At 69.1% G+C, this 19,336-nt stretch carries 17 protein-coding genes and 1 pseudogene; 12 read left to right on the forward strand and 6 right to left on the reverse strand.

The genetic code is table 11. The annotated features are described in order from the left end of the window. The first annotated feature begins 8 nt into the window (after window positions 1–8). Window positions 9–771, forward strand: a pseudogene (locus tag FZ025_RS14995) (DNA-formamidopyrimidine glycosylase family protein). Here FZ025_RS14995 and FZ025_RS15000 read toward each other — a convergent pair. Further along, window positions 768–1,490: an ArsR/SmtB family transcription factor gene (locus FZ025_RS15000; RefSeq protein WP_046978178.1), complete on the reverse strand. Its 723-nt coding sequence runs from the start codon at window positions 1,488–1,490 to the stop codon at window positions 768–770. The pseudogene FZ025_RS14995 and the gene FZ025_RS15000 overlap by 4 nt on opposite strands. 122 nt (window positions 1,491–1,612) lie before the next feature. Between FZ025_RS15000 and FZ025_RS15005 the strand changes: the two genes are divergently transcribed. The 3 genes from FZ025_RS15005 to FZ025_RS22445 all read left to right on the forward strand — a co-directional run bounded on the left by FZ025_RS15005 (window position 1,613) and on the right by FZ025_RS22445 (window position 3,612). After that, window positions 1,613–2,062: a nuclear transport factor 2 family protein gene (locus tag FZ025_RS15005; RefSeq protein ID WP_046978177.1), complete on the forward strand. Its 450-nt coding sequence runs from the start codon at window positions 1,613–1,615 to the stop codon at window positions 2,060–2,062. A gap of 100 nt (window positions 2,063–2,162) precedes the next feature. Next, window positions 2,163–2,774: a hypothetical protein gene (locus tag FZ025_RS15010; protein WP_244292382.1), complete on the forward strand. Its 612-nt coding sequence runs from the start codon at window positions 2,163–2,165 to the stop codon at window positions 2,772–2,774. A gap of 205 nt (window positions 2,775–2,979) precedes the next feature. Beyond that, window positions 2,980–3,612, forward strand: coding sequence for a hypothetical protein (locus FZ025_RS22445; protein ID WP_244292383.1), 633 nt, complete (start codon window positions 2,980–2,982; stop codon window positions 3,610–3,612). 51 nt (window positions 3,613–3,663) lie between these two features. On the opposite strand, the gene FZ025_RS15020 is transcribed toward FZ025_RS22445, so the two are convergent. From FZ025_RS15020 to FZ025_RS15040, 5 genes are all read right to left on the reverse strand, one after another. After that, on the reverse strand, window positions 3,664–6,858 hold the full coding sequence (locus tag FZ025_RS15020) for an error-prone DNA polymerase (RefSeq protein WP_046978175.1): 3,195 nt from the start codon (window positions 6,856–6,858) through the stop codon (window positions 3,664–3,666). Further along, complete coding sequence (locus tag FZ025_RS15025; protein ID WP_046978174.1) at window positions 6,855–8,306, reverse strand: Y-family DNA polymerase; 1,452 nt, start codon at window positions 8,304–8,306, stop codon at window positions 6,855–6,857. The genes FZ025_RS15020 and FZ025_RS15025 overlap by 4 nt, the downstream gene beginning before the upstream one ends. A gap of 10 nt (window positions 8,307–8,316) precedes the next feature. After that, complete coding sequence (gene imuA / locus FZ025_RS15030) at window positions 8,317–8,952, reverse strand: translesion DNA synthesis-associated protein ImuA (protein WP_046978173.1); 636 nt, start codon at window positions 8,950–8,952, stop codon at window positions 8,317–8,319. Next, window positions 8,952–9,560, reverse strand: a complete 609-nt coding sequence (gene lexA, locus FZ025_RS15035; RefSeq protein ID WP_046978183.1) for a transcriptional repressor LexA — start codon at window positions 9,558–9,560, stop codon at window positions 8,952–8,954. The genes imuA and lexA overlap by 1 nt, the downstream gene beginning before the upstream one ends. A gap of 173 nt (window positions 9,561–9,733) precedes the next feature. Beyond that, complete coding sequence (locus tag FZ025_RS15040; protein WP_046978172.1) at window positions 9,734–10,969, reverse strand: citrate synthase family protein; 1,236 nt, start codon at window positions 10,967–10,969, stop codon at window positions 9,734–9,736. Between the two features lie 119 nt (window positions 10,970–11,088). Between FZ025_RS15040 and prpB the strand changes: the two genes are divergently transcribed. The 8 genes from prpB to prpF all read left to right on the forward strand — a co-directional run bounded on the left by prpB (window position 11,089) and on the right by prpF (window position 19,226). After that, on the forward strand, window positions 11,089–11,976 hold the full coding sequence (prpB, locus tag FZ025_RS15045) for a methylisocitrate lyase (protein WP_046978171.1): 888 nt from the start codon (window positions 11,089–11,091) through the stop codon (window positions 11,974–11,976). 31 nt (window positions 11,977–12,007) lie between these two features. Further along, the gene (locus tag FZ025_RS15050) at window positions 12,008–12,610 is read left to right on the forward strand and encodes a DUF1003 domain-containing protein (RefSeq protein ID WP_046978170.1); all 603 of its coding nucleotides are present in this window, start codon (window positions 12,008–12,010) and stop codon (window positions 12,608–12,610) included. Window positions 12,611–12,653: 43 nt separating this feature from the next. Further along, window positions 12,654–13,820, forward strand: a complete 1,167-nt coding sequence (gene prpC / locus FZ025_RS15055; RefSeq protein WP_046978169.1) for a bifunctional 2-methylcitrate synthase/citrate synthase — start codon at window positions 12,654–12,656, stop codon at window positions 13,818–13,820. A 311-nt stretch (window positions 13,821–14,131) separates the two neighbouring features. Further along, window positions 14,132–16,744, forward strand: a complete 2,613-nt coding sequence (gene acnD, locus FZ025_RS15060) for a Fe/S-dependent 2-methylisocitrate dehydratase AcnD (protein ID WP_046978168.1) — start codon at window positions 14,132–14,134, stop codon at window positions 16,742–16,744. A 94-nt stretch (window positions 16,745–16,838) separates the two neighbouring features. Next, window positions 16,839–17,081, forward strand: coding sequence for a type II toxin-antitoxin system ParD family antitoxin (locus tag FZ025_RS15065; RefSeq protein WP_046978167.1), 243 nt, complete (start codon window positions 16,839–16,841; stop codon window positions 17,079–17,081). Then, window positions 17,078–17,395, forward strand: a complete 318-nt coding sequence (locus FZ025_RS15070) for a type II toxin-antitoxin system RelE/ParE family toxin (protein WP_046978166.1) — start codon at window positions 17,078–17,080, stop codon at window positions 17,393–17,395. The genes FZ025_RS15065 and FZ025_RS15070 overlap by 4 nt, the downstream gene beginning before the upstream one ends. Window positions 17,396–17,538: 143 nt before the next feature. Further along, complete coding sequence (locus FZ025_RS15075; protein ID WP_046978165.1) at window positions 17,539–18,000, forward strand: SRPBCC family protein; 462 nt, start codon at window positions 17,539–17,541, stop codon at window positions 17,998–18,000. Between the two features lie 35 nt (window positions 18,001–18,035). Continuing rightward, window positions 18,036–19,226 (forward strand): 2-methylaconitate cis-trans isomerase PrpF, encoded by a 1,191-nt coding sequence (gene prpF, locus FZ025_RS15080; protein ID WP_046978164.1) that lies wholly within the window; start codon window positions 18,036–18,038, stop codon window positions 19,224–19,226. Window positions 19,227–19,336: the final 110 nt, after the last annotated feature.

Genomic DNA, 19,336 nt, shown 5'->3' on the forward strand with positions numbered 1-19,336 from the left:
CTGCAGCCATGCCCGAAGGTCCTTCGATCGTCATCCTGAAAGAAGAGGCGGCCGCGTTCGCGGGGCGCAAGGTGTTGCGGGTGTCCGGCAACAGCAAGCAAGACCTGGAACGGATCCGCAACCGCAAGATTTTGTCGCTGCGCAGCTGGGGCAAGCACTTCCTGATCGAGTTCGACGGGTTCAGCGTGCGCATCCATTTCCTGCTGTTCGGCAGCTATCGGATCAATGCGCAAGGAGGCGCCGCCGCGGTTGAGCCTGGGGTTCGCCAAGGGCGAGGAGCTGAACTTCTACGCGTGTTCGGTCAAGTTCATCGAGGGCGCGCTGGACGATGCCTACGACTGGCGCGCGGACGTGATGAACCCGGACTGGGACGCGGCGCAGGCGCGGCGCAAGTTGCGGTTGCGGCCGCGCACGCTGGCTGCCGATGCGTTGCTGGACCAGGACGTGTTCGCCGGGGTCGGCAACATCATCAAGAACGAGGTCTTGCATCGCATCCGCGTACATCCGGAGAGCGAGGTCGGGGCGTTGCCGCCGCGCAAGCTGGCCGAACTGGTGACGCAGGCGCGCGAGTACAGCTTCGATTTCTACCACTGGAAGAAGGCCTTCGTGCTGAAGAAGCACTACCAGGTGCATACCAAGACCACTTGTCCGCGCGACGGGCATCTGCTGACCTATCGCAAGCAGCTCGGCAAGGCACAGCGGCGCGCGTTCTTCTGCGAGCACTGCCAGCGCCGCTATGCGCTGGAGGCTTCACTCGCTGAAGCGTCTTAGGGATCCAGCGCGAGTTCGTCCCCGGCAAGCCGGCGGATTCCAAGTTCGGTTTGCAGGCCGGCCCAGCCGATATCCGTGATGTGGATGGAGCGCGAGCCGTCGTTGCGGCGCAACCAGTGTTTGGCGCAAAGCAGTGCAAGCAATTCGACGCCGAGTGGCCCGGCGAGATGGTGCTTGCGTTCGGTCCAATCCAGGCACTGTCGCGCAATGCCGAGCCTGGTCGGGGCGAGGCGCGAAACGTCCAGGCCCATCCGCGCGAACCAGGCAGCTCCTTCGGTGGACACCACGTATTGCTTGTCGCCTTGCCTGGAGATCAGCGTGCGCCGCTCCAGCGCTTCGGTCACCGCCACGCCCAGCCACCCCGCCAGATGGTCGTAGCAGCATCTGGCCAAGGTCAGCGATTGCTGCTTGCGTCCCGCTTTCCGGCATCGCGGTGCGGTGGGCGCGGCGAGGGTCGCCAGGTTCTCGAGGGCGAACGCGACGTGGGAACCGGCGAGCCGGTAGTAGCGATGGCGGCCTTGGACTTCGACCGCGACCAGTCCGCCATCCAGCAGTTTCGCGAGATGCGAACTCGCCGTTTGCGGGGTGACGCCGCCGGCGAAGGCCAGTTCCCCGGCAGGCAGTGCACGCCCGTCGATCAGCGCCATCAACATGGCGGCGCGGGCGGGATCGGCGATCAGGAACGCGGTCGCTGCAAGCTTGGGCTGTTCGACCGGCATCGTGTGCGCTCCTGGCGGGCACGGCATCATAGACCGCGCCTTGCCGGAACGCTTCGATACGCATCGAATCGACAGCGCATCGATGTTCCTAGACTGCGATGCACTACAGCGGAGTGTCTTGCATGAGCGAAATCGAAGCGCAGTCGAGCGGGTCGGAGGGCGATGCCCGTCGCATCTTCGAGCAATGGCATCGCAGCGTGGTCGAACGGGATCTGGACGCGCTGATGGCACTGTATGCGCAAGACGCGATGCTGGAAACGCCGTTGGCCTACGTGGTTTCCGCAGAGCGGCAAGATGGCAGGCTGCAGGGACGCGAGGCGATCAGGGCATTCTTCGCCGCGTCTTTCGCACAGCCCGAAAACGGTCTCGGCCGCTGGTATCGCACCGATCGTTGTCATGCGTCCCATCGCCAGGTGATCTGGGAATATCCGCGAGAAACGCCGGACGGCGATCAGGTCGATCTGGTGGAAGTCATGGACCTGGATGCGCGCGGCCTGATTGCCTGCCATCGGGTGTATTGGGGCTGGAAAGGCGTGCAGACGCTGCTGGCCGCGCTGGGCAGGTCGCCGTAGCCGGGATCGATCGAGGCCATGAAGAAAGGATGGCGTGGCCATGGGGCGCAACTGCAGCGGCTATGATGGCGGTAGCGAAGCACCTTAAGGAAAAGACACGATGAGGATCACCCGGTTTCTGGTTGTTGGTTTGTTCTCGCTTTGCCCCGTAGCGCCTGCGCTCGCCGGCGCTGCTGCGCTGCATTCGGGCAAGTACGAAGGGCTGATGCTCGCGGTGACGCCCGAGCATCGGGTCGAAGGCTTCTACTCGGAAGAGATGGGCGAGGGCGTGAGCCGCCGTTGTGCGTTCTACCTGCAGGGCAAGGCCGAGGGGGCTGCCCCGGTCGCGGTCGCCACGTGGTCGGACGATGCCTATCCCGGCACGGTGGCGGCTTCGTCCGATGGCGTGACGCTGACCGTGAAGCAGGGCCGTCAGCATCCCGGTTGCCTCAGTGTGCTGATACCGGAAATCGCCACTGGCCTGGACCTGACCCAGACCGCCAGCAAAAAATGGATCGGCCTGGTGACGGTGTCCGCCGACAAGGCGTATCTGCAGAAAACTCCGGGCGCCAAGACGCCCAAGGGACCCTATGTCGTCAAGGACGATGTGGTGGGTGTGTTGGCGTTCAAGGATGGCTGGGCGCAGGTCGAATTCATCAATGCCAAGAACGGTTCGTTCACCGGTTGGATCGGCCACGACCAGTACGCGCGCCTGGCCGCTCCTAAAGACTGACTGTCCACATCGTTCGACCGAAGGGCATGGCCGCCGATGTGCGCGCCATGCTCGGTAAGACTCGACCACGGCCGTGTGTTCGACGCGTCGCACGCCTTGATCGAAGACGACGCCCAGGCGGGCGTTTGCTCGCTTGAAATCCCGGTTGCGCGCAGTCGCGTTTTGCAGTGGCAGGGCCAGGTCTTCTGGCCGGCGTGTTTGCGCCATGCATGCCGACGATCGGGAGCGCATGCCTTCGGCGATTTGCAGTCCGTCGCGTACCGCCAGCGGCTCTTCTGCCATCGAATTGCGCCGACCAGCCAACCCGGCCGCACCCCGAACATCGGTGACTGGGCGCACTCTCCGACATGCGCAGCATCCGTGCTTGCGCCATGCATGGCGCGCGGCGACGTTGCTGTCGCACTTCGCTCCGCCGATCCGATTGTTCGATCCGCCGCCGCCGGGTTTCGTCGCAACACGACTGGCGGCGGCGTTTGTCGTGGCTATCTTCCATCGGCGCTGTCCGCAACGAGCGGATGGCGGTCTTCGTTTCCGCTTGGGAGCAGCTATGAACAACGTGTTTGCGGTGCTGAGTGTTGCGTGTTTGCTGATGGTGTGCACGCCGGGGCAAGCGGCACCGGCGGAGTGCGACAGCATGGCCGCCACGGCCAGGCTGGTGGCCAGGTATCGCCAGTTGGGCGGGCCGCTGTCGGATATCGCCAGCTATGGTTCGATCGGGTCGAGCAAGGCCAGGCGCGAGCTGGCCGCCACCATCTATCGCGAGCATTTGGGCGAAGCCGATGCGGTGCGACGGGCGATGCAGGCGTGCGGCCGTGCAGGGGATGCGCCATCGCAATAGGGGCGGCCTATCTGTTCGCTGCGCAAGGCATGCAGCGTTGTGCTCGCCGGCTCAGTGGAAATCGCGGCTGCGAATGTCCAGCCCCAGCAGCATGGGAGTCAGGTCTTCGAGATGGCCGGCGATCAGGTGGCGCACGCCGTCGGCGGTTTCCAGGCGGCCGCGCACCGCCAGCAGTCTGGATTCGATCAGGGCCTGGCGCTGGCGGTCGGCCAGGCGCCGCCAGACCACGACGTTGACCAGGCCGTGTTCGTCTTCGAGGGTGAGGAAGGTGACGCCGCTGGCGCTCTGCGGGCGCTGGCGCATGGTCACCAGGCCGGCGATGGCGACCGCGCTGGCATGCGGCAGGGCGCGCAGTTCGCCGGAGTGGCGATAGCGACGCGCGCGCAGTTGCCGGCGCAGCAGGGTCAGCGGGTGCTTGCCCAGGGTGGTGCCGATGGTCGCGTAGTCGGCGCGGATGTCTTCGCCGAGGCTGGGCAGCGGCAGCGCCACCTGGCGTTCCGGCGTGGCCTCGAGCGTTTCGAACAAGGGCCGTTGCGCTTCGACGCCGGCTATCGCCCAGCGTGCGCGGTGGCGGTGCCCGGCCAGCGGTTTCAGTGCGCCGGCATCGGCCAGGCTGGCGCGCGCCTTGTCGTCGAGTTCGGCGCGCTGGCACAGGTCGGCGAGGTCGCGGAACGGCGCCTGCGCACGCGCCTGTTGCAGGCGCAGCGCGGCGTCTGCGGCCAGGCCGCGGACCAGGCGCAGGCCCAGGCGGAGCGCCGGCTGCACCGTCGGATCGGCGCTGTAGGTTTCCAGGCCGCAGTCCCAGTCGCTGTAGCGCACATCGGCCGGGCGCACCTGCAGGCCGTGGCGGCGCGCGTCCTGCAGCAACTGGTCGGGGCTGTAGAAGCCCATCGGCCAGCTGTTGATCAACGCGCAGGTGAATGCCGCAGGTTCGTGGCGCTTGAGCCAGCAGCTGGCGTAGGTGAGCAGGGCGAAGCTGGCGGCGTGGCTCTCGGGGAAGCCATAGCTGCCGAAGCCTTTGATCTGCTCGAAGATGCGCGCGGCGAACTCGGCGCTGTAGCCGTTTTTCAGCATGCCTTTGGTCAGTTTTTCGCGGTGCGGCTCCAGCCCGCCGTGGCGCTTCCAGGCGGCCATCGAGCGGCGCAGCTGGTCGGCTTCGCCGGGTTCGTAGTCGGCAGCGACGATCGCCAGCTGCATCACCTGTTCCTGGAACAGCGGGACGCCGAGCGTGCGCTCGAACACCTCCTTCAATTTCTCCGGCAAGTCGTCGGGTTGTTCCTCGCCGCTGCGGCGGCGCAGGTAGGGATGCACCATGCCGCCCTGGATCGGGCCGGGGCGCACGATCGCCACCTGGATCACCAGGTCGTAGAACTCGGCGGGTTTCAGTCGCGGCAGCATCGCCATCTGCGCGCGCGATTCGATCTGGAACACGCCGATGGTGTCGGCGCGCTGGATCATCGCGTAGGTGTCCGGGTCTTCGGCGGGAATGGTCGCCAGGCTGTAGTCCTGGCCGCGGTGCGCACGCAGCAGATCCAGCGTGCGCCGCAGCGCGCTGAGCATGCCCAGCGCGAGCACGTCGACCTTCATCAGCCCAACCAGTTCCAGGTCGTCCTTGTCCCACTGGATCACGGTGCGCTCGGCCATCGCCGCGTTCTCCACCGGCACCAGCGTGTGCAGCGGATGTTCGCAGATCACGAAGCCGCCGGGGTGCTGCGACAGGTGCCGCGGGAAGCCGATCAGCTCGGCGCTCAGCGCCAACAGCCGGCGCATCAGCGCAGTGTTCGGATCGAAGCCGCGTTCGCGCAGGCGTTCGTGCGGCGGGATTTCGTCGTCCCACTGGCCCAACGTGGAGGCCAAGGCGTCGATGCTGTCGCCGGGCAGGCCGAGCGCGCGCGCCACGTCGCGCACCGCGCTGCGGCCGTGGTACTGGATCGCCACGGTGGTCAGCGCGGCGCGCTCGCGGCCGTAGTGGCTGAAGATGTACTGGATCACTTCCTCGCGGCGGTCGTGCTCGAAATCGATGTCGATGTCGGGCTTTTCGTTGCGCTTCTCGGAAATGAAGCGCTCGAACAGCATGCCGATGCGGTCCGGGTCGATCGCGGTGATGCCCAATGCGTAGCAGACCGCCGAGTTCGCCGCCGAGCCGCGGCCCTGGCACAGGATCTGGCGCGACCTGGCGAAGCGCACCAGGTCGTAGACGGTGAGGAAATAGGATTCGTACTGCAGGCGTTCGATCACGCCGAGTTCGTGTTCGATCAGGCGCCGCGCTTTTTCGGGTGCGCCGGCTTCGCCCCAACGCTCGATGACGCCGCGTTCGGTGAGCGTGCGCAGCCATTGCGTGGGGGTCTGCCCTGGCGGCACCAGTTCGTGCGGGTATTGGTAGCGAAGTTGGCCGAGGTCGAACGTGCAGCGTTGCGCGATGCGCACCGACTCGGCCAGTAGAGCATGCGGATACAGCGTGGCCAGGGTGGCCCGCGAACGCAGGTGGCGCTCGCCGTTGGCGAACAGGTGCGCGCCGGCCTCGCTCAGCGGCAGGCGCTGGCGGATCGCGGTCAGCGTGTCCTGCAGTGCGCGGCGGCCGCGTGCGTGCATGTGCACGTCGCCGCAGGCCACGGCGGGCAGGCGCAGGCGCTGCGCCAGTTGCAGGCGTGCATGCAGCAAGGCGTCGTCGTCGGGGCCGCGCAGCAGTTCCACTGCCAGCCATAGGCGCTGCAGGAAACGCGCTTGCAGCCAGGCGCCGTCGTTTGCGTCGCCGCCATCGTCGTCGCGCGGCAGCCACAGGCACAGCAGGCCGTCGAGATCGTGGTCGAAGTCCTCGCGCAGGGCGCGGTACGTACCCTTGTCGGCGCGACGGCGGGCCAGGGTGATCAGCCGGCACAGCCGCTGGTAGCCGTGCAGATTCTCGGCCAGCAGCACCAGTTTGGGGCCGTGTTCGATCTGCAGTTCGCTGCCGACGATCAGTGCCAGACCGGTATCCCTGGCCGCCTGCCAGGCGCGCACGATGCCGGCCAGGGTGCATTCGTCGGTGATCGCCAGCGCGCGGTAGCCGTGCCGCGCGGCGCGTTCGAGCAGTTCGCGCGCATGCGAGGCGCCGCGCTGGAAGCTGAAGTTCGACAGGCAGTGCAGTTCGGCGTAGTCGGGCGATGCCGTGCGCGCGGAGGTGGACGCGGCGGCGTGCGCCGCTGCAGGTTGCGCGGCTGCTGGCGGTACGGCGCGCAGCCGCGCGCGTGGCGGGGCATGGCTCATGCGAACCAGCCGTGCAGCATCAGTGCGTCCGGCGCATCGGTCGGCGCGAACACCCAGGCGCGCTGACCCTGGCGGGTGCGCACGATGTAGTAGTCGCGGCGCACGTCGCCGTCGTCCCACCAGCCGCTTTCGATGCGTTCCGGGCCGGCCAGGCGCTCGGGGTTGCGTTCGCGCAGCGGGATCGGGCGGGTCAGCAGCCAGCCGGGGCGCGGCAGCGCGGTGGACGCGGCCACGTGGGGCGCGGTCGATTTGTTGGTCTTGCCTGCCTGCGCGGGCTTGCCGGATTCGGCGCGCCACGCCTGTTCGGGACGGTGGTCGGCATGCGCGCGCAGGCCGTGCACCGCGTCGTCGCCGAGGCGCGCGCGCAGGCGTTCGCGCAACTGTTCCCAGGGCAGCGCCTGCTGCGCGCGGTCGTCGAACAGTTCGCGCGCGGCGGGCACGAACGGCGGCAGTTCGTCGGCGCGCAGGCGCAGCGCCTGTACCGGTGCCGGCACGCTGGCCTGCTGCAGGCGGCCGCGGGCCAGTTCGAACAGCATCGCCGCTTCGCGTTCGGCGGCGAGCAGGCCGACCGGTACCACGCTGTCGGCCAGGCCTTCGTGTTCCAGGTGCAGTTGGAAGCGCTGCACGCCGCCGTCGCGCCCGGCCAGGAACGCGGCCAGATCGGCGGTCAGGCGGCGCAGCGGGAACAGCAGGGCCTGGCTGGATTCCACTGCGTAACCCAGTTCCAGCCGCGCATCGAAACGGTCCGGCGGCAGGTAGTACTGCAGCGGCAGCGGCGCCTGCCCGCGCAAGGCATCCAGATGCTGCAGCAGCGTGGGTGGGTAGCGCCGCGCCAGTGCAGTGCGCGGCAGTGCGAACAACTGCTGCAGTCGACGCAGGCCCATCCTTGCGAAGGCGTCGGCCAGGCCCGGTTCCAGCCCGGCGCGGGCGATCGGCAATTGGTCCAGCGCGCCGTGCAGCGCGGCGTTGTCGAGCAGGGCGATGCCGTCGTGCGCATTGGCCAGCACGCGCGCGGCCAGCGGATGCGGCGCGACCACGATGCGGTGGCGGAAACCCAGCGCGGTCAGCTCCTCGCGCAGGCGCGCCTCGAAGCGCGGCCATGGCCCGAACAGGCCCAGGCTGGCCTCGATCTCCAGCAGCAGCGCGCCGGGATAATCGGTGCTGACCAGCGAGCTGAAACGGTAGGCCCAGGCCGCCAGGAACTGCTGGTAGCGGCGGCTTTCCTCGGCATCGTGCAGAGCGGTGGCGAAGCGCTCGCACAGCGCCTGCGCGGTGGCCAGCGATTGCCCGGGCTGCAGGCCGCGTGTGCGTGCGGCGGCGTTGACCGCCTTCAGCGTGCGCCGCTGCGGCGGGCCGGCGAGCAGGACCAGCGGTGCGTCCGGCGTCGGCCAGCGCCGCAGCACCGTGTCGAGCGCCAGTTGCGGCAGCAGGATGCAGGCCCAGCGCATGCGTGCGCCCTCAAGCCGATGCCGACGCTGGCGCGGCCAGCGCGGACAGCGCGATGGCGCGCGCCGGCGGCATGCCGCCGCGGCACTTGAGCACGCGTAACTGCGCCGGTGCGGCATCGATGGCGATGCGCAGCGCGGCCGGCGACGGATTGGCCGCGGCCTTCAGCGGCCGATAGGCGAAGCCCAGCGCGCGCCCGGTCTCGGCCGCCACCTGCAGCCGGCGCAGGGTCTTGTCGTTGGCCTGCGCCGGCCAGCACAGCACCGCCGCGCAGCTGCCCGACCGCAGGCCTTGTTCGGCGGCCCAGGCCGCGTCGGCACCGGCACGCACGATCTGCAACTGCGGCAGCGCCACGCCGGCCTGTTGCCAGGCGCCGGGGTAGGGCAGATAGGGCGGATCGACCAGCACGATCCGGCCGCCGCCCTGCGACAGCCGCGCCAGCGTCGGCCACAGCAGCTGCAGTTCGCCGATGCCGTCGGCGGCATGCAGCAGTTCGGTCAGCGCCATTTCCGGCCAGCCTCGCGCCGGCAGCGCGGCGTCGAGCGCGGCATGGCCGGTGGGCTGCGTGCTGGGCGGCAGCGCGGTCGGCTGGCCGCGCCAGACCCGGCGTTCGGCGAGCAGGCGATCGAGGGCGACGACGGCAGCCATCAGCCTTGCCGGATCAGGCCGCAGTAATGCCCTTCGATGGCGAAGTCCTGCCCCGCCTGCACCACGATCGGCGCGTAGGCCGGATTGCGCGGCAGCAGCTGGATGCGTGCGCCGTCGTGCCGGTAGCGCTTGATGGTGATCTCGCCGTCCAGCCGCGCCACCACGATCTGCCCGTCGCGCGCATCGGCGGCGCGGCGTACCCCGACCAGATCGCCGTCGAGGATGCCGTCGTCGATCATCGAATCGCCCTGCACGCGCAGCAGGTAGTCCGGACGCAGCGCGAACAGCGCGCGGTCCAGCCGCAGTTGCTGGTCCAGGCCGATATCGGCGCCGATCGGCGCGCCGGCGGCGACCCGGCCCAGCACCGGCAGCCGCAGCAGCCCGCTGCGCCGCTGCGCCTGCACCGGTCGCAGGCTGCGCGCCTGCTGCGGCACATGCTCGAGCAGCCCGGCCTCGACCAGCGCCTGCACGTGCTTGCGCGCGGCATTGCGCGAGGCGAAGCCGAAGCGCGCGGCGATCTCGGCCAGGCTCGGCGGCCGTCCGGCCTGCTCGGCGCAGTCGTGGACGTAGGCGAGGATGGCGGCGCGCTGTGGCGAGAGGGATTCCATGGTGTACATTTGTACACCGTCGCAGACAATTTGGCGACGCGCGGTTCACTGAATCCGGTCAGCCCTTTCCCCGCCGCGCGAAGGGAGCGCTGCGCTGCGGGTTGCCGCCGCAGGGCATGCGGACTCGGACGCCGCCGCCTCCGATGCGGCGCCTGCCGCGCAAGCTGCCGTGCTCAGCCCGGCGCCGAACCATCGGGCATCACCCCGGCATAGCGCGCGCGTGGGCGGATCAGCTTGCCCAGTGCCTGCTGTTCCAGCGCATGCGCCAGCCAGCCGGACAGCCGGGCGGCGGCGAACAGGACCAGGGCGTGGGCGGCGGGCAGGTCGTGGATGAGGCAGATCGCCGCGAGCATGCCGTCGATGTTGGGCGCCTGGCCGCTGCAGTCCTGCGCCGCGGCGAGCACCGTTTCCACATGCCGCATCTGCGGGTGGTGGCCGCAGCGTTCGCGCAGCAGGCGCAGGACCTCGGCGGCGCGCGGGTCGCCGTCCGGGTACAGCGCGTGGTGGAAGCCGGGCAGGTCGTCGCCGCGCTGCCAGCGTTCGGCGATGAAGGCCGCCGGGTCGGCGGCGTCCTGGGCGTCGCGCAGCAGCGCGTGGGCGCGGGCGGTGGCGCCGCCATGGCGCGGGCCGGACAGCGCGGCCAGGCCGGCGCTGACGGTGGCGTGCAGCGGCGCGCCGGTGGAGGCGACCACGCGCGCGGCGAAGGCGGAGACGTTGAGTTCGTGATCGGCGCACAGCACCAGGGTGGCGCGCACCAGCTCGGCGACGTCGGCATCGCCCGGGCGCCAGCGGTCGGCGATCAGGCGATGCACCGGCCGGGTGTCCGGCTGGGCGCCGACCAGCAGCGCGGCGTTCTGCCGCAGCAAGGTGGCGGCGATCTCGCGGCGCACCGTCGGCGCGGCGTTGAGCGGCTGGCGCAGCTCCAGGGCCAGCAGCGGGATGCAGGCCATGGCGCGCTCCAGCGGCGGCAGCGTAGTGTCGCCGGCCAGCGGGGCCACGCGCGGCGACCAGGGCGCCGTCGCCGCGCTGGCGAACGGATCCTCGTCCTGGCAGTCCCACAGTAGCCGCGCGATGTCCTCCAGGCCGGCACCCTCGCGCACCAAGGCCACCGCCGAGCGCCCGCGGTAGTAGGGGCCGTCGGGCCGGATCAGCGAGATGCGCGTCTCCAGCACCGGCAGGCCGCGGTCCAGGCTCTGCGCGGCCCCGCGTGCGGCCCCGCGGCCGACGCGCTTGCGCTGGGCCAGCCGCTCCACCTCCGTGCGCAGATAGGCGCGGCTGCGGTGGTCGGCGCCGGCGCGCGAACCGAGCAGGCCGCGGCTCACGTAGGCGTACAGCGTGGCGCTGCTGATGCCGAGCAGGGCGCAGGCCTCGGCGGCGGAGATCAGGTTGCGGTCGGCTTCGGGGGACATGGGGATCCGCTGATAGGTTGATTCATTGAATCAAGATTGATCGGCTGGGGCGATGGTGCCAGATTGGCGGCCATCGCGGAACGGCCGTGCAGGCCGCCGCCCTCGCTCAGGAGTTCGTCATGTCGCAGGCTTCCGCTGGCGCCCGTTTCCGCGCCGCGTTGGCCGCCGAATCGCCGCTGCAGGTGATCGGCGCGATCAACGCCAACCATGCGCTGCTGGCGCAACGCGCCGGCTACCGGGCGGTCTACCTGTCCGGCGGCGGCGTCGCCGCCGGGTCGCTGGGCCTGCCGGACCTGGGCATCAACACCCTGGACGACGTGCTGATCGACGTGCGCCGCATCACCGATGTTTGCGACCTGCCGCTGCTGGTGGACATCGACACCGGCTTCGGCCCGAGCGCGTTCAACATCGAGCGCACCATCAAGGCGCTGATCAAGGCCGGCGCGGCCGCCTGCCATATCGAGGACCAGGTCGGCGCCAAGCGCTGCGGCCACCGGCCTGGCAAGGAGATCGTCAGCCAGGGCGAGATGGTCGACCGGGTCAAGGCCGCCGCCGATGCCAGGACCGATGCCGACTTCTTCCTGATCGCGCGCACCGACGCGATCCAGGTGGACGGCGTGGATGCGGCGATCGCGCGCGCCATCGCCTGCGTGGAGGCCGGCGCCGACGGCATCTTCGCCGAGGCCGCCTACGACCTGGACACCTACCGCCGCTTCGTCGATGCGGTGAAGGTGCCGGTGCTGGCCAACATCACCGAATTCGGCAAGACCCCGCTGTTCACCCGCGACGAGCTGGCCCAGGCCGGGGTGGCGATCCAGCTGTTCCCGCTGTCGGCGTTCCGCGCCGCCAACAAGGCCGCCGAGGCGGTGTACACCGCGATCCGCCGCGACGGCCACCAGCAGAACGTGGTGGACACGATGCAGACCCGCGAGGAGCTGTACGAACGCATCGGCTACCACGCCTTCGAACAGCGCCTGGACGCTCTGTTCGCCGGCAAGGGCGCATGATCCACGCCGGTCCCCTTGCCCGAGCACGTCCATGAACACCCATGCCGGCACCACGCCGCCACGCGGCCGCATCGACCGCCGCCAGACCGCGCGGCAGTTGCTGCAGACCGAACTGGAGAAACTGCCGGACGCCGAGCGCCAGGTGGTGGAGCGCTTCATCGCCAAGCGCCACGTGGCGCGCGACATCGTCAAGCAGGCCGACCGCGACCGCTCGCTGGGCGAGCGCATCGCCGATCGCGTGGCCGAAGTCGGCGGCAGCTGGAGTTTCATCATCGGCTTCGGCCTGGTGCTGCTGGCGTGGATCGCGCTCAACAGCCTGGTGCTGGCGCATGCCTTCGATCCGTATCCCTACATCCTGCTCAACCTGTGCCTGTCGTGCCTGGCCGCGATCCAGGCGCCGGTGATCATGATGAGCCAGAACCGCCAGGCCGCGGTGGACCGCCTGCGCGCGCAGAACGATTACGAAGTGAACATCAAATCCGAGCTGGAGATCCTGCAGGTGCACGAGAAGCTCAACCAGTTGCGCGAGCAGGACTGGGCGACGCTGGTCGACCTGCAGAACCGCCAGATCGCCATGCTGCAGCAATTGCTCGAGCGCGCCGGCGGCCTGTCGCCGGACGCCTCCCTGCGCTGATTGCCTGCGCCGACACGACCGCGAACATCCGGGAGATTTTCCAATGAACGACACCACCGCCCCGCACACCGCCACGCCCTTCAAGCCGAAGAAATCGGTGGCCCTGTCCGGTACCGCCGCCGGCAACACCGCGCTGTGCACGGTGGGCCGCAGCGGCAACGACCTGCACTACCGCGGCTACGACATCCTGGACCTGGCGCGCAGCAGCCAGTTCGAGGAGATCGCCTACCTGCTGGTGCACGGCAAACTGCCCAGCACCAGCGAGCTGCGCGGCTACAAGGCCAAGCTGCGCTCGCTGCGCGGGGTGCCGGCCGCGGTCAAGGCGGCGCTGGAACAGCTGCCGCCGTCGGCGCATCCGATGGATGTGATGCGCACCGGCGTGTCGGTGCTGGGCTGCGTGCAGCCGGAGAAGGACGACCACAACCATCCCGGTGCGCGCGACATCGCCGACAAGCTGATGGCCTCGCTGGGTTCGATGCTGCTGTACTGGTACCACTACAGCCACAACGGCCGGCGCATCGAGGTGGAGACCGACGACGATTCGATTGGCGGCCATTTCCTGCACCTGCTGCATGGCGTCAAGCCGCACGCCGAATGGGTGCAGGCGATGCACACCAGCCTGATCCTGTACGCCGAACACGAATTCAATGCGTCCACCTTCGCCTGCCGGGTCATCGCCGGCACCGGCAGCGACATGTACAGCGCCATCGCCGGCGGCATCGGCGCGCTGCGCGGGCCCAAGCACGGCGGCGCCAACGAGGTCGCGTTCGAAGTGCAGAAGCGCTACGACACGCCCGACGAGGCGGAAGCCGACATCCGCGCGCGGGTCGAGCGCAAGGACGTGATCATCGGCTTCGGCCACCCGGTGTACACGGTCAGCGATCCGCGCAACCAGGTGATCAAGGACGTGGCGCGCGAACTGTCCGATGCGCAGGGCAGCCGCAAGATGTACGACATCGCCGAGCGCCTGGAGGCGGTGATGTGGGAGATCAAGAAGATGTTCCCGAACCTGGACTGGTTCAGCGCGGTCAGCTACCACATGATGGGCGTGCCGACCGCGATGTTCACCCCGCTGTTCGTGATCGCGCGCACCGCCGGCTGGAGCGCGCACATCGTCGAGCAGCGCATCGACGGCAAGATCATCCGCCCCAGCGCGAACTACACCGGGCCGGAGGACCAGACCTTCGTGCCGATCGACCGGCGCAGCTGATACTCCCCTCTCCCCTCGGGAGAGGGGCCGGGGGTGAGGGTACGGGCGCAGCCTCGTGGCGTTTGGGTGCATGAGGCTTCGCGCGTACCCTCATCCGCCTCATGTGGGCTCTCATTTGCACGAGGCTTCGCGCGTACCCTCATCCGCCCCATGTGGGCTCTCATTTGCACGAGGCTTCGCGCGTACCCTCATCCGCCCCATGTGGGCTCTCATTTGCACGAGGCTTCGCCCGTACCCTCATCCGCCCCTGCGGGGCACCTTCTCCCGATGGGAGAAGGGGGCGTCTTCGCTTTCTTCTACTGTAGCCAGCCATGAACAGCCACTACCGCACCACCCTGCCGGGCACTTCGCTGGAGTATTTCGACGCGCGCGCCGCGGTCGATGCGCTCCGGCCCGGGGCCTATGCCACGCTGCCGTATACCGCGCGGGTGTTCGCCGAAAACCTGGTGCGGCGCTGCGATCCGGCCACGCTGGACGCCTCGCTGACGCAGCTGATCGAACGCCGCCGCGACCTGGATTTCCCGTGGTTTCCGGCGCGCGTGGTGTGCCACGACATCCTCGGCCAGACCGCGCTGGTGGACCTGGCCGGGCTGCGCGATGCGATCGCCGAGCGCGGCGGCGATCCGGCGCAGGTCAATCCGGTGGTGCCGACGCAGCTGATCGTGGACCACTCGCTGGCGGTGGAATTCGGCGGCTTCGACAAGGCCGCGTTCGCCAAGAACCGCGCAGTGGAAGACCGCCGCAACGCCGACCGCTTCCACTTCATCGACTGGACCAAGCGCGCGTTCGAGAACGTCGACGTGATCCCGCCGGGCAACGGGATCATGCACCAGATCAATCTGGAGAAGATGTCGCCGGTGGTGCAGGTGCGCGATGGCGTGGCGTTCCCGGATACCTGTGTGGGCACCGACAGCCACACCCCGCACGTGGATGCGCTGGGCGTGCTGGCGATCGGCGTCGGCGGGCTGGAGGCGGAGAGCGTGATGCTGGGGCGCGCGTCGTGGATGCGCCTGCCGGACATCGTCGGCGTGGCGCTGAGCGGACGGCCGGGCGCCGGCATCACCTGTACCGACATCGTGCTGGCGCTGACCGAGTTCCTGCGCGCGCAGAAGGTGGTCGGCGCCTACCTGGAATTCTTCGGTGCCGGTGCGGCGGCGCTGACCATCGGCGACCGCGCGACCATCTCCAACATGTGCCCGGAGTACGGTGCGACCGCGGCGATGTTCTCCATCGACCGGCAGACCCTGGACTACCTGCGCCTGACCGGCCGCGAGGACGCGCAGGTCGCGCTGGTGGAAACCTACGCCAAGGCCGCCGGGCTGTGGGCCGACGACCTGACCGCGGCGCAGTACGAACGTGTGCTGCAGTTCGACCTGTCCAGCGTGACCCGCAACATGGCTGGCCCGTCCAATCCGCACAAACGCGTGGCGACCAGCGACCTGGCCGCGCGCGGCATCGCCGACGAGGCCAAGCTGCAGGCCGGCAGGCGCGAACAGGCGCAGGGGCTGATGCCCGACGGCGCGGTGATCATCGCCGCGATCACCAGCTGCACCAACACCAGCAATCCGCGCAACGTGATCGCCGCCGGCCTGCTGGCGCGCAACGCCAACGCGCGCGGGCTGAGCCGCAAACCGTGGGTCAAGACCTCGCTGGCGCCGGGCTCCAAGGCGGTGCAGCTGTACCTGGAGGCATCCGGGCTGCTGCCGGAGCTGGAGCAGCTGGGTTTCGGCATCGTCGGCTTCGCCTGCACCACCTGCAACGGCATGAGCGGCGCGCTGGACCCGGCGATCCAGCGCGAGGTGATCGAACGCGACTTGTACGCCACCGCGGTGCTGTCGGGCAACCGCAATTTCGACGGGCGCATCCATCCCTACGCCAAGCAGGCGTTCCTGGCCTCGCCGCCGCTGGTGGTGGCGTACGCGATCGCCGGCACCATCCGCTTCGACATCGAGAAGGACGTGCTGGGCGTGGACAAGGACGGCCAGCCGGTGACGCTGAAGGACCTGTGGCCCAGCGACGCGGAGATCGACGCGATCGTCGCTGCCAGCGTCAAGCCCGAGCAGTTCCGCCAGGTCTACGAGCCGATGTTCGCGCGCAGCGGACTGGCCGCCGCGCAGGTGGCGCCGCTGTACGCGTGGCGCCCGCAGAGCACCTATATCCGCCGCCCGCCTTACTGGGAAGGCGCGCTGGCCGGCGAACGGACGCTGCGCGGCATGCGCGCGCTGGCGGTGCTCGGCGACAACATCACCACCGACCACCTGTCGCCGTCCAACGCGATCCTGGCCGACAGCGCCGCCGGCGAATACCTGACGCGGATGGGCGTGCCGGAGGAGGACTTCAATTCCTACGCCACCCACCGCGGCGATCACCTCACCGCGCAGCGCGCCACCTTCGCCAATCCGCAACTGCTCAACGAAATGGCCGTGGTCGCTGGCCAGGTCCAGCGCGGTTCGCTGACCCGGCTGGAGCCGGAAGGGCAGGTGCTGCGCATGTGGGAGGCGATCGAGACCTACATGGCGCGCAAGCAGCCGTTGCTGATCGTGGCCGGCGCCGACTACGGGCAGGGCTCCTCGCGCGACTGGGCGGCCAAGGGCGTGCGCCTGGCCGGGGTCGAGGCGATCGTGGCCGAGGGCTTCGAGCGCATCCACCGCACCAACCTGGTCGGCATGGGCGTGCTGCCGCTGGAATTCCGGCCCGGCACCACGCGCAAGACCCTGGGCATCGACGGCAGCGAGGTGTTCGACGTGCTCGGCGCACGCACGCCTGGCGCCACGCTGACCCTGGCCATCGCCCGCGCCGACGGCGCGCGCGTGGAGGTGCCGGTGACCTGCCGCCTGGACACCGCCGAGGAACTGGCGATCTACGAAGCCGGCGGCGTGCTGCAGCGCTTCGCGCAGGATTTCCTGGAAGCTTCTGCGGCCTGATGTCACGCAAGTCCCTACCAGGAAACATCGGCCTCGCTTGCACTCCCGGGGGGGGCGATGCACAATTTTGGCAAAGTTTGCCATTGAGGTGCGTATGGCCACCATGAACATCTCCTTGCCCGACGAACTCAAGCAGTTCGTCGATCAGCAGGTCGCCGAGCACGCCTACGGTTCCAGCAGCGAGTACATGCGCGAGTTGATCCGCAAGCACCGCGACGTGGAAACGCTGCGTGGAGTGTTGTTGGACGGCGCCGGTTCCGGACCGGCGACGGCGATGGAACCCGATTTCTTCGGCACGATGCGCCAGCGTGCCCAAGGGCGGGCTGCCGGCAAGTGAAGCCGGCGCATTGGCGTCCATTGGCGCAGCGCGATGCCGAGGAGGCAGCGGCGTGGTATGGCGAACAAGGCGGCTCGACACTGGAACTGGCGTTCGTCGATGCGCTCGAAGCGGCGATCAAGACGATCGCGCGGCATCCGGGTATCGGCTCCACGCGCCATGCCGTTCTGTTGAAGCTGCCGCACCTGCGATTCTGGCTGCTCGAAGGTTTCCCGTATCTGATCTTCTATGTCGAACGCGAGACGCATGTCGAACTCTGGCGCCTTCTGCATGCGCAGCGGGACATCCCAGCATGGATGCGGGAAGACGCATGAACCCCTCGAAGAAGGCGCGTTGCTGCGTGCTGTAGCGCTTCGTGCAGGAATTTCGTGGAGCTGTCGAAAATGAACTGTCCCATTCGTCGGTGTCATGAGCGCGTGCCATCCTGCGCGCGCCGTCCACCAATGAGGAAACCACCATGAGCAACGGCCATCCCGGTAGCGTCCGCCTGCACCGCGTCCTGCGTGCGCCGGCCGAGCGCATCTACCGCGCCTTCCTGGAGCCGGCGGCGCTGGCCAAATGGCTGCCGCCGCATGGCTTCGTCGCCACCGTGCATGCGTTGGATGCGCGCGTGGGCGGCAGCTTCAGGATCTCCTTCGGCAACCTGGGCGCCGGGACCAGCGAGTCCTTCGGCGGCACCTATCTGGAACTGGTGCCGGGCGAACTGATCCGCCATACCGATACCTTCGACAACCCGGACCTGCCCGGCGAGATGGTGGTGACGATCAAGCTGCGCCCGGTGGCGTGCGGCACCGAGCTGGACATCGTCCAGCACGGCATTCCCGAACAGATCCCGGTGGAACTCTGCTACCTCGGCTGGCAGGAGTCGCTGACCCTGCTGGCGCATCTGGTCGAGGCCGAGATTCCCGCCAACCCCTGAGCCACTCCTGCCCTCTGCGTCGATCGGAAAACCCCATGTCCCATGTTCCCCAACTCCGCATTCCCGCCACCTACATGCGCGGCGGCACGTCGAAGGGCGTGTTCTTCCGCCTGCAGGATCTGCCGCCTGCCGCGCAGGTGCCGGGCGCGGCGCGCGATGCGTTGCTGCTGCGGGTGATCGGCAGTCCCGATCCCTACGCCAAGCAGATCGACGGCATGGGCGGGGCCAGCTCCAGCACCAGCAAGACGGTGATCGTGGCGCCGAGCACGCGCGCGGACCACGACGTGGACTATCTGTTCGGCCAGGTCTCGATCGATCGCCCGTTCGTGGACTGGAGCGGCAACTGCGGCAATCTGTCGGCGGCGGTGGGGCCGTTCGCGATCGCCGCCGGCCTGGTCGATGCCGCGCGCGTGCCGCACGACGGCATGGCCACGGTGCGGATCTGGCAGGCCAACATCGGCAAGACCATCCTGGCGCAGGTGCCGATCGTGGCCGGTGCGGTGCAGGAAAGCGGCGACTTCGAACTGGACGGGGTGACCTTTCCGGCGGCCGAGGTGCAGCTCGAATTCCTCGATCCGGCGGCCGACGAAGAGGGGGCGGACGGGGCGATGTTTCCGACCGGCAATCTGATCGATACGCTCGAGGTGCCGGGCGTCGGCAGCTTCCAGGCGACCTTGATCAACGCCGGCATTCCGACCATTTTCCTCGACGCGCAGGCGCTGGGCTACCGCGGCACCGAACTGCAGGACGCGATCAACGGCGATGCGCAGGCGCTGGCCAGGTTCGAGACCATCCGCGCGTACGGCGCGCTGCGCATGGGCCTGATCGCCACGCTGGAAGACGCGGCGACGCGCCAGCACACGCCCAAGGTCGCCTTCGTCGCGCCGCCGGCCGACTACGTGGCCTCCAGCGGCAAGCCGGTCGCCGCCGCCGACATCGACCTGCTGGTGCGGGCGATGTCGATGGGCAAGCTGCACCACGCGATGATGGGCACCGCGGCGGTGGCGATCGGCACCGCCGCGGCGATCCCCGGCACGCTGGTGAACCGCGCGGCCGGCGGCGGCGCGCGCCAGGCGGTGCGCTTCGGCCATCCCTCGGGCAGCTTGCGGGTCGGTGCCGAAGCCAGCCAGGCGGACGGCCAGTGGAGCGTCACCAAGGCGATCATGAGCCGCAGCGCGCGGGTGTTGATGGACGGCTGGGTACGGGTGCCGGGCGACATCGGCTGAGCCGGCGAGGCGGTGGCATGGCGGCACCGCTGGGGCGCCGCAAATCCCGTCTTGTTTTTTTGTAGGAGCGGGGCCTGGCGCAGTAGCGCGGTGCTGCACGGCCGAGGCAG

Origin of the sequence: Xanthomonas hyacinthi, assembly GCF_009769165.1 — a bacterium.
GTDB lineage: Bacteria > Pseudomonadota > Gammaproteobacteria > Xanthomonadales > Xanthomonadaceae > Xanthomonas_A > Xanthomonas_A hyacinthi.

What these genes read in the sequence shown, in the direction of transcription:
- FZ025_RS15025 (WP_046978174.1), bottom strand. Translation starts at nt 8,306, where the DNA reads ATGCGCTGGGCCTGCATCCTGCTGCCGCAACTGGCGCTCGACACGGTG.
- acnD (WP_046978168.1), top strand. Translation starts at nt 14,132, where the DNA reads ATGAACAGCCACTACCGCACCACCCTGCCGGGCACTTCGCTGGAGTAT.
- prpF (WP_046978164.1), top strand. Translation starts at nt 18,036, where the DNA reads ATGTCCCATGTTCCCCAACTCCGCATTCCCGCCACCTACATGCGCGGC.
- FZ025_RS15075 (WP_046978165.1), top strand. Translation starts at nt 17,539, where the DNA reads ATGAGCAACGGCCATCCCGGTAGCGTCCGCCTGCACCGCGTCCTGCGT.
- prpC (WP_046978169.1), top strand. Translation starts at nt 12,654, where the DNA reads ATGAACGACACCACCGCCCCGCACACCGCCACGCCCTTCAAGCCGAAG.
- FZ025_RS15000 (WP_046978178.1), bottom strand. Translation starts at nt 1,490, where the DNA reads ATGCCGGTCGAACAGCCCAAGCTTGCAGCGACCGCGTTCCTGATCGCC.
- FZ025_RS15005 (WP_046978177.1), top strand. Translation starts at nt 1,613, where the DNA reads ATGAGCGAAATCGAAGCGCAGTCGAGCGGGTCGGAGGGCGATGCCCGT.
- lexA (WP_046978183.1), bottom strand. Translation starts at nt 9,560, where the DNA reads ATGGAATCCCTCTCGCCACAGCGCGCCGCCATCCTCGCCTACGTCCAC.
- FZ025_RS15010 (WP_244292382.1), top strand. Translation starts at nt 2,163, where the DNA reads ATGAGGATCACCCGGTTTCTGGTTGTTGGTTTGTTCTCGCTTTGCCCC.
- imuA (WP_046978173.1), bottom strand. Translation starts at nt 8,952, where the DNA reads ATGGCTGCCGTCGTCGCCCTCGATCGCCTGCTCGCCGAACGCCGGGTC.
- FZ025_RS15050 (WP_046978170.1), top strand. Translation starts at nt 12,008, where the DNA reads ATGAACACCCATGCCGGCACCACGCCGCCACGCGGCCGCATCGACCGC.
- FZ025_RS15020 (WP_046978175.1), bottom strand. Translation starts at nt 6,858, where the DNA reads ATGAGCCATGCCCCGCCACGCGCGCGGCTGCGCGCCGTACCGCCAGCA.
- FZ025_RS22445 (WP_244292383.1), top strand. Translation starts at nt 2,980, where the DNA reads ATGCATGCCGACGATCGGGAGCGCATGCCTTCGGCGATTTGCAGTCCG.
- FZ025_RS15040 (WP_046978172.1), bottom strand. Translation starts at nt 10,969, where the DNA reads ATGTCCCCCGAAGCCGACCGCAACCTGATCTCCGCCGCCGAGGCCTGC.
- prpB (WP_046978171.1), top strand. Translation starts at nt 11,089, where the DNA reads ATGTCGCAGGCTTCCGCTGGCGCCCGTTTCCGCGCCGCGTTGGCCGCC.
- FZ025_RS15065 (WP_046978167.1), top strand. Translation starts at nt 16,839, where the DNA reads ATGGCCACCATGAACATCTCCTTGCCCGACGAACTCAAGCAGTTCGTC.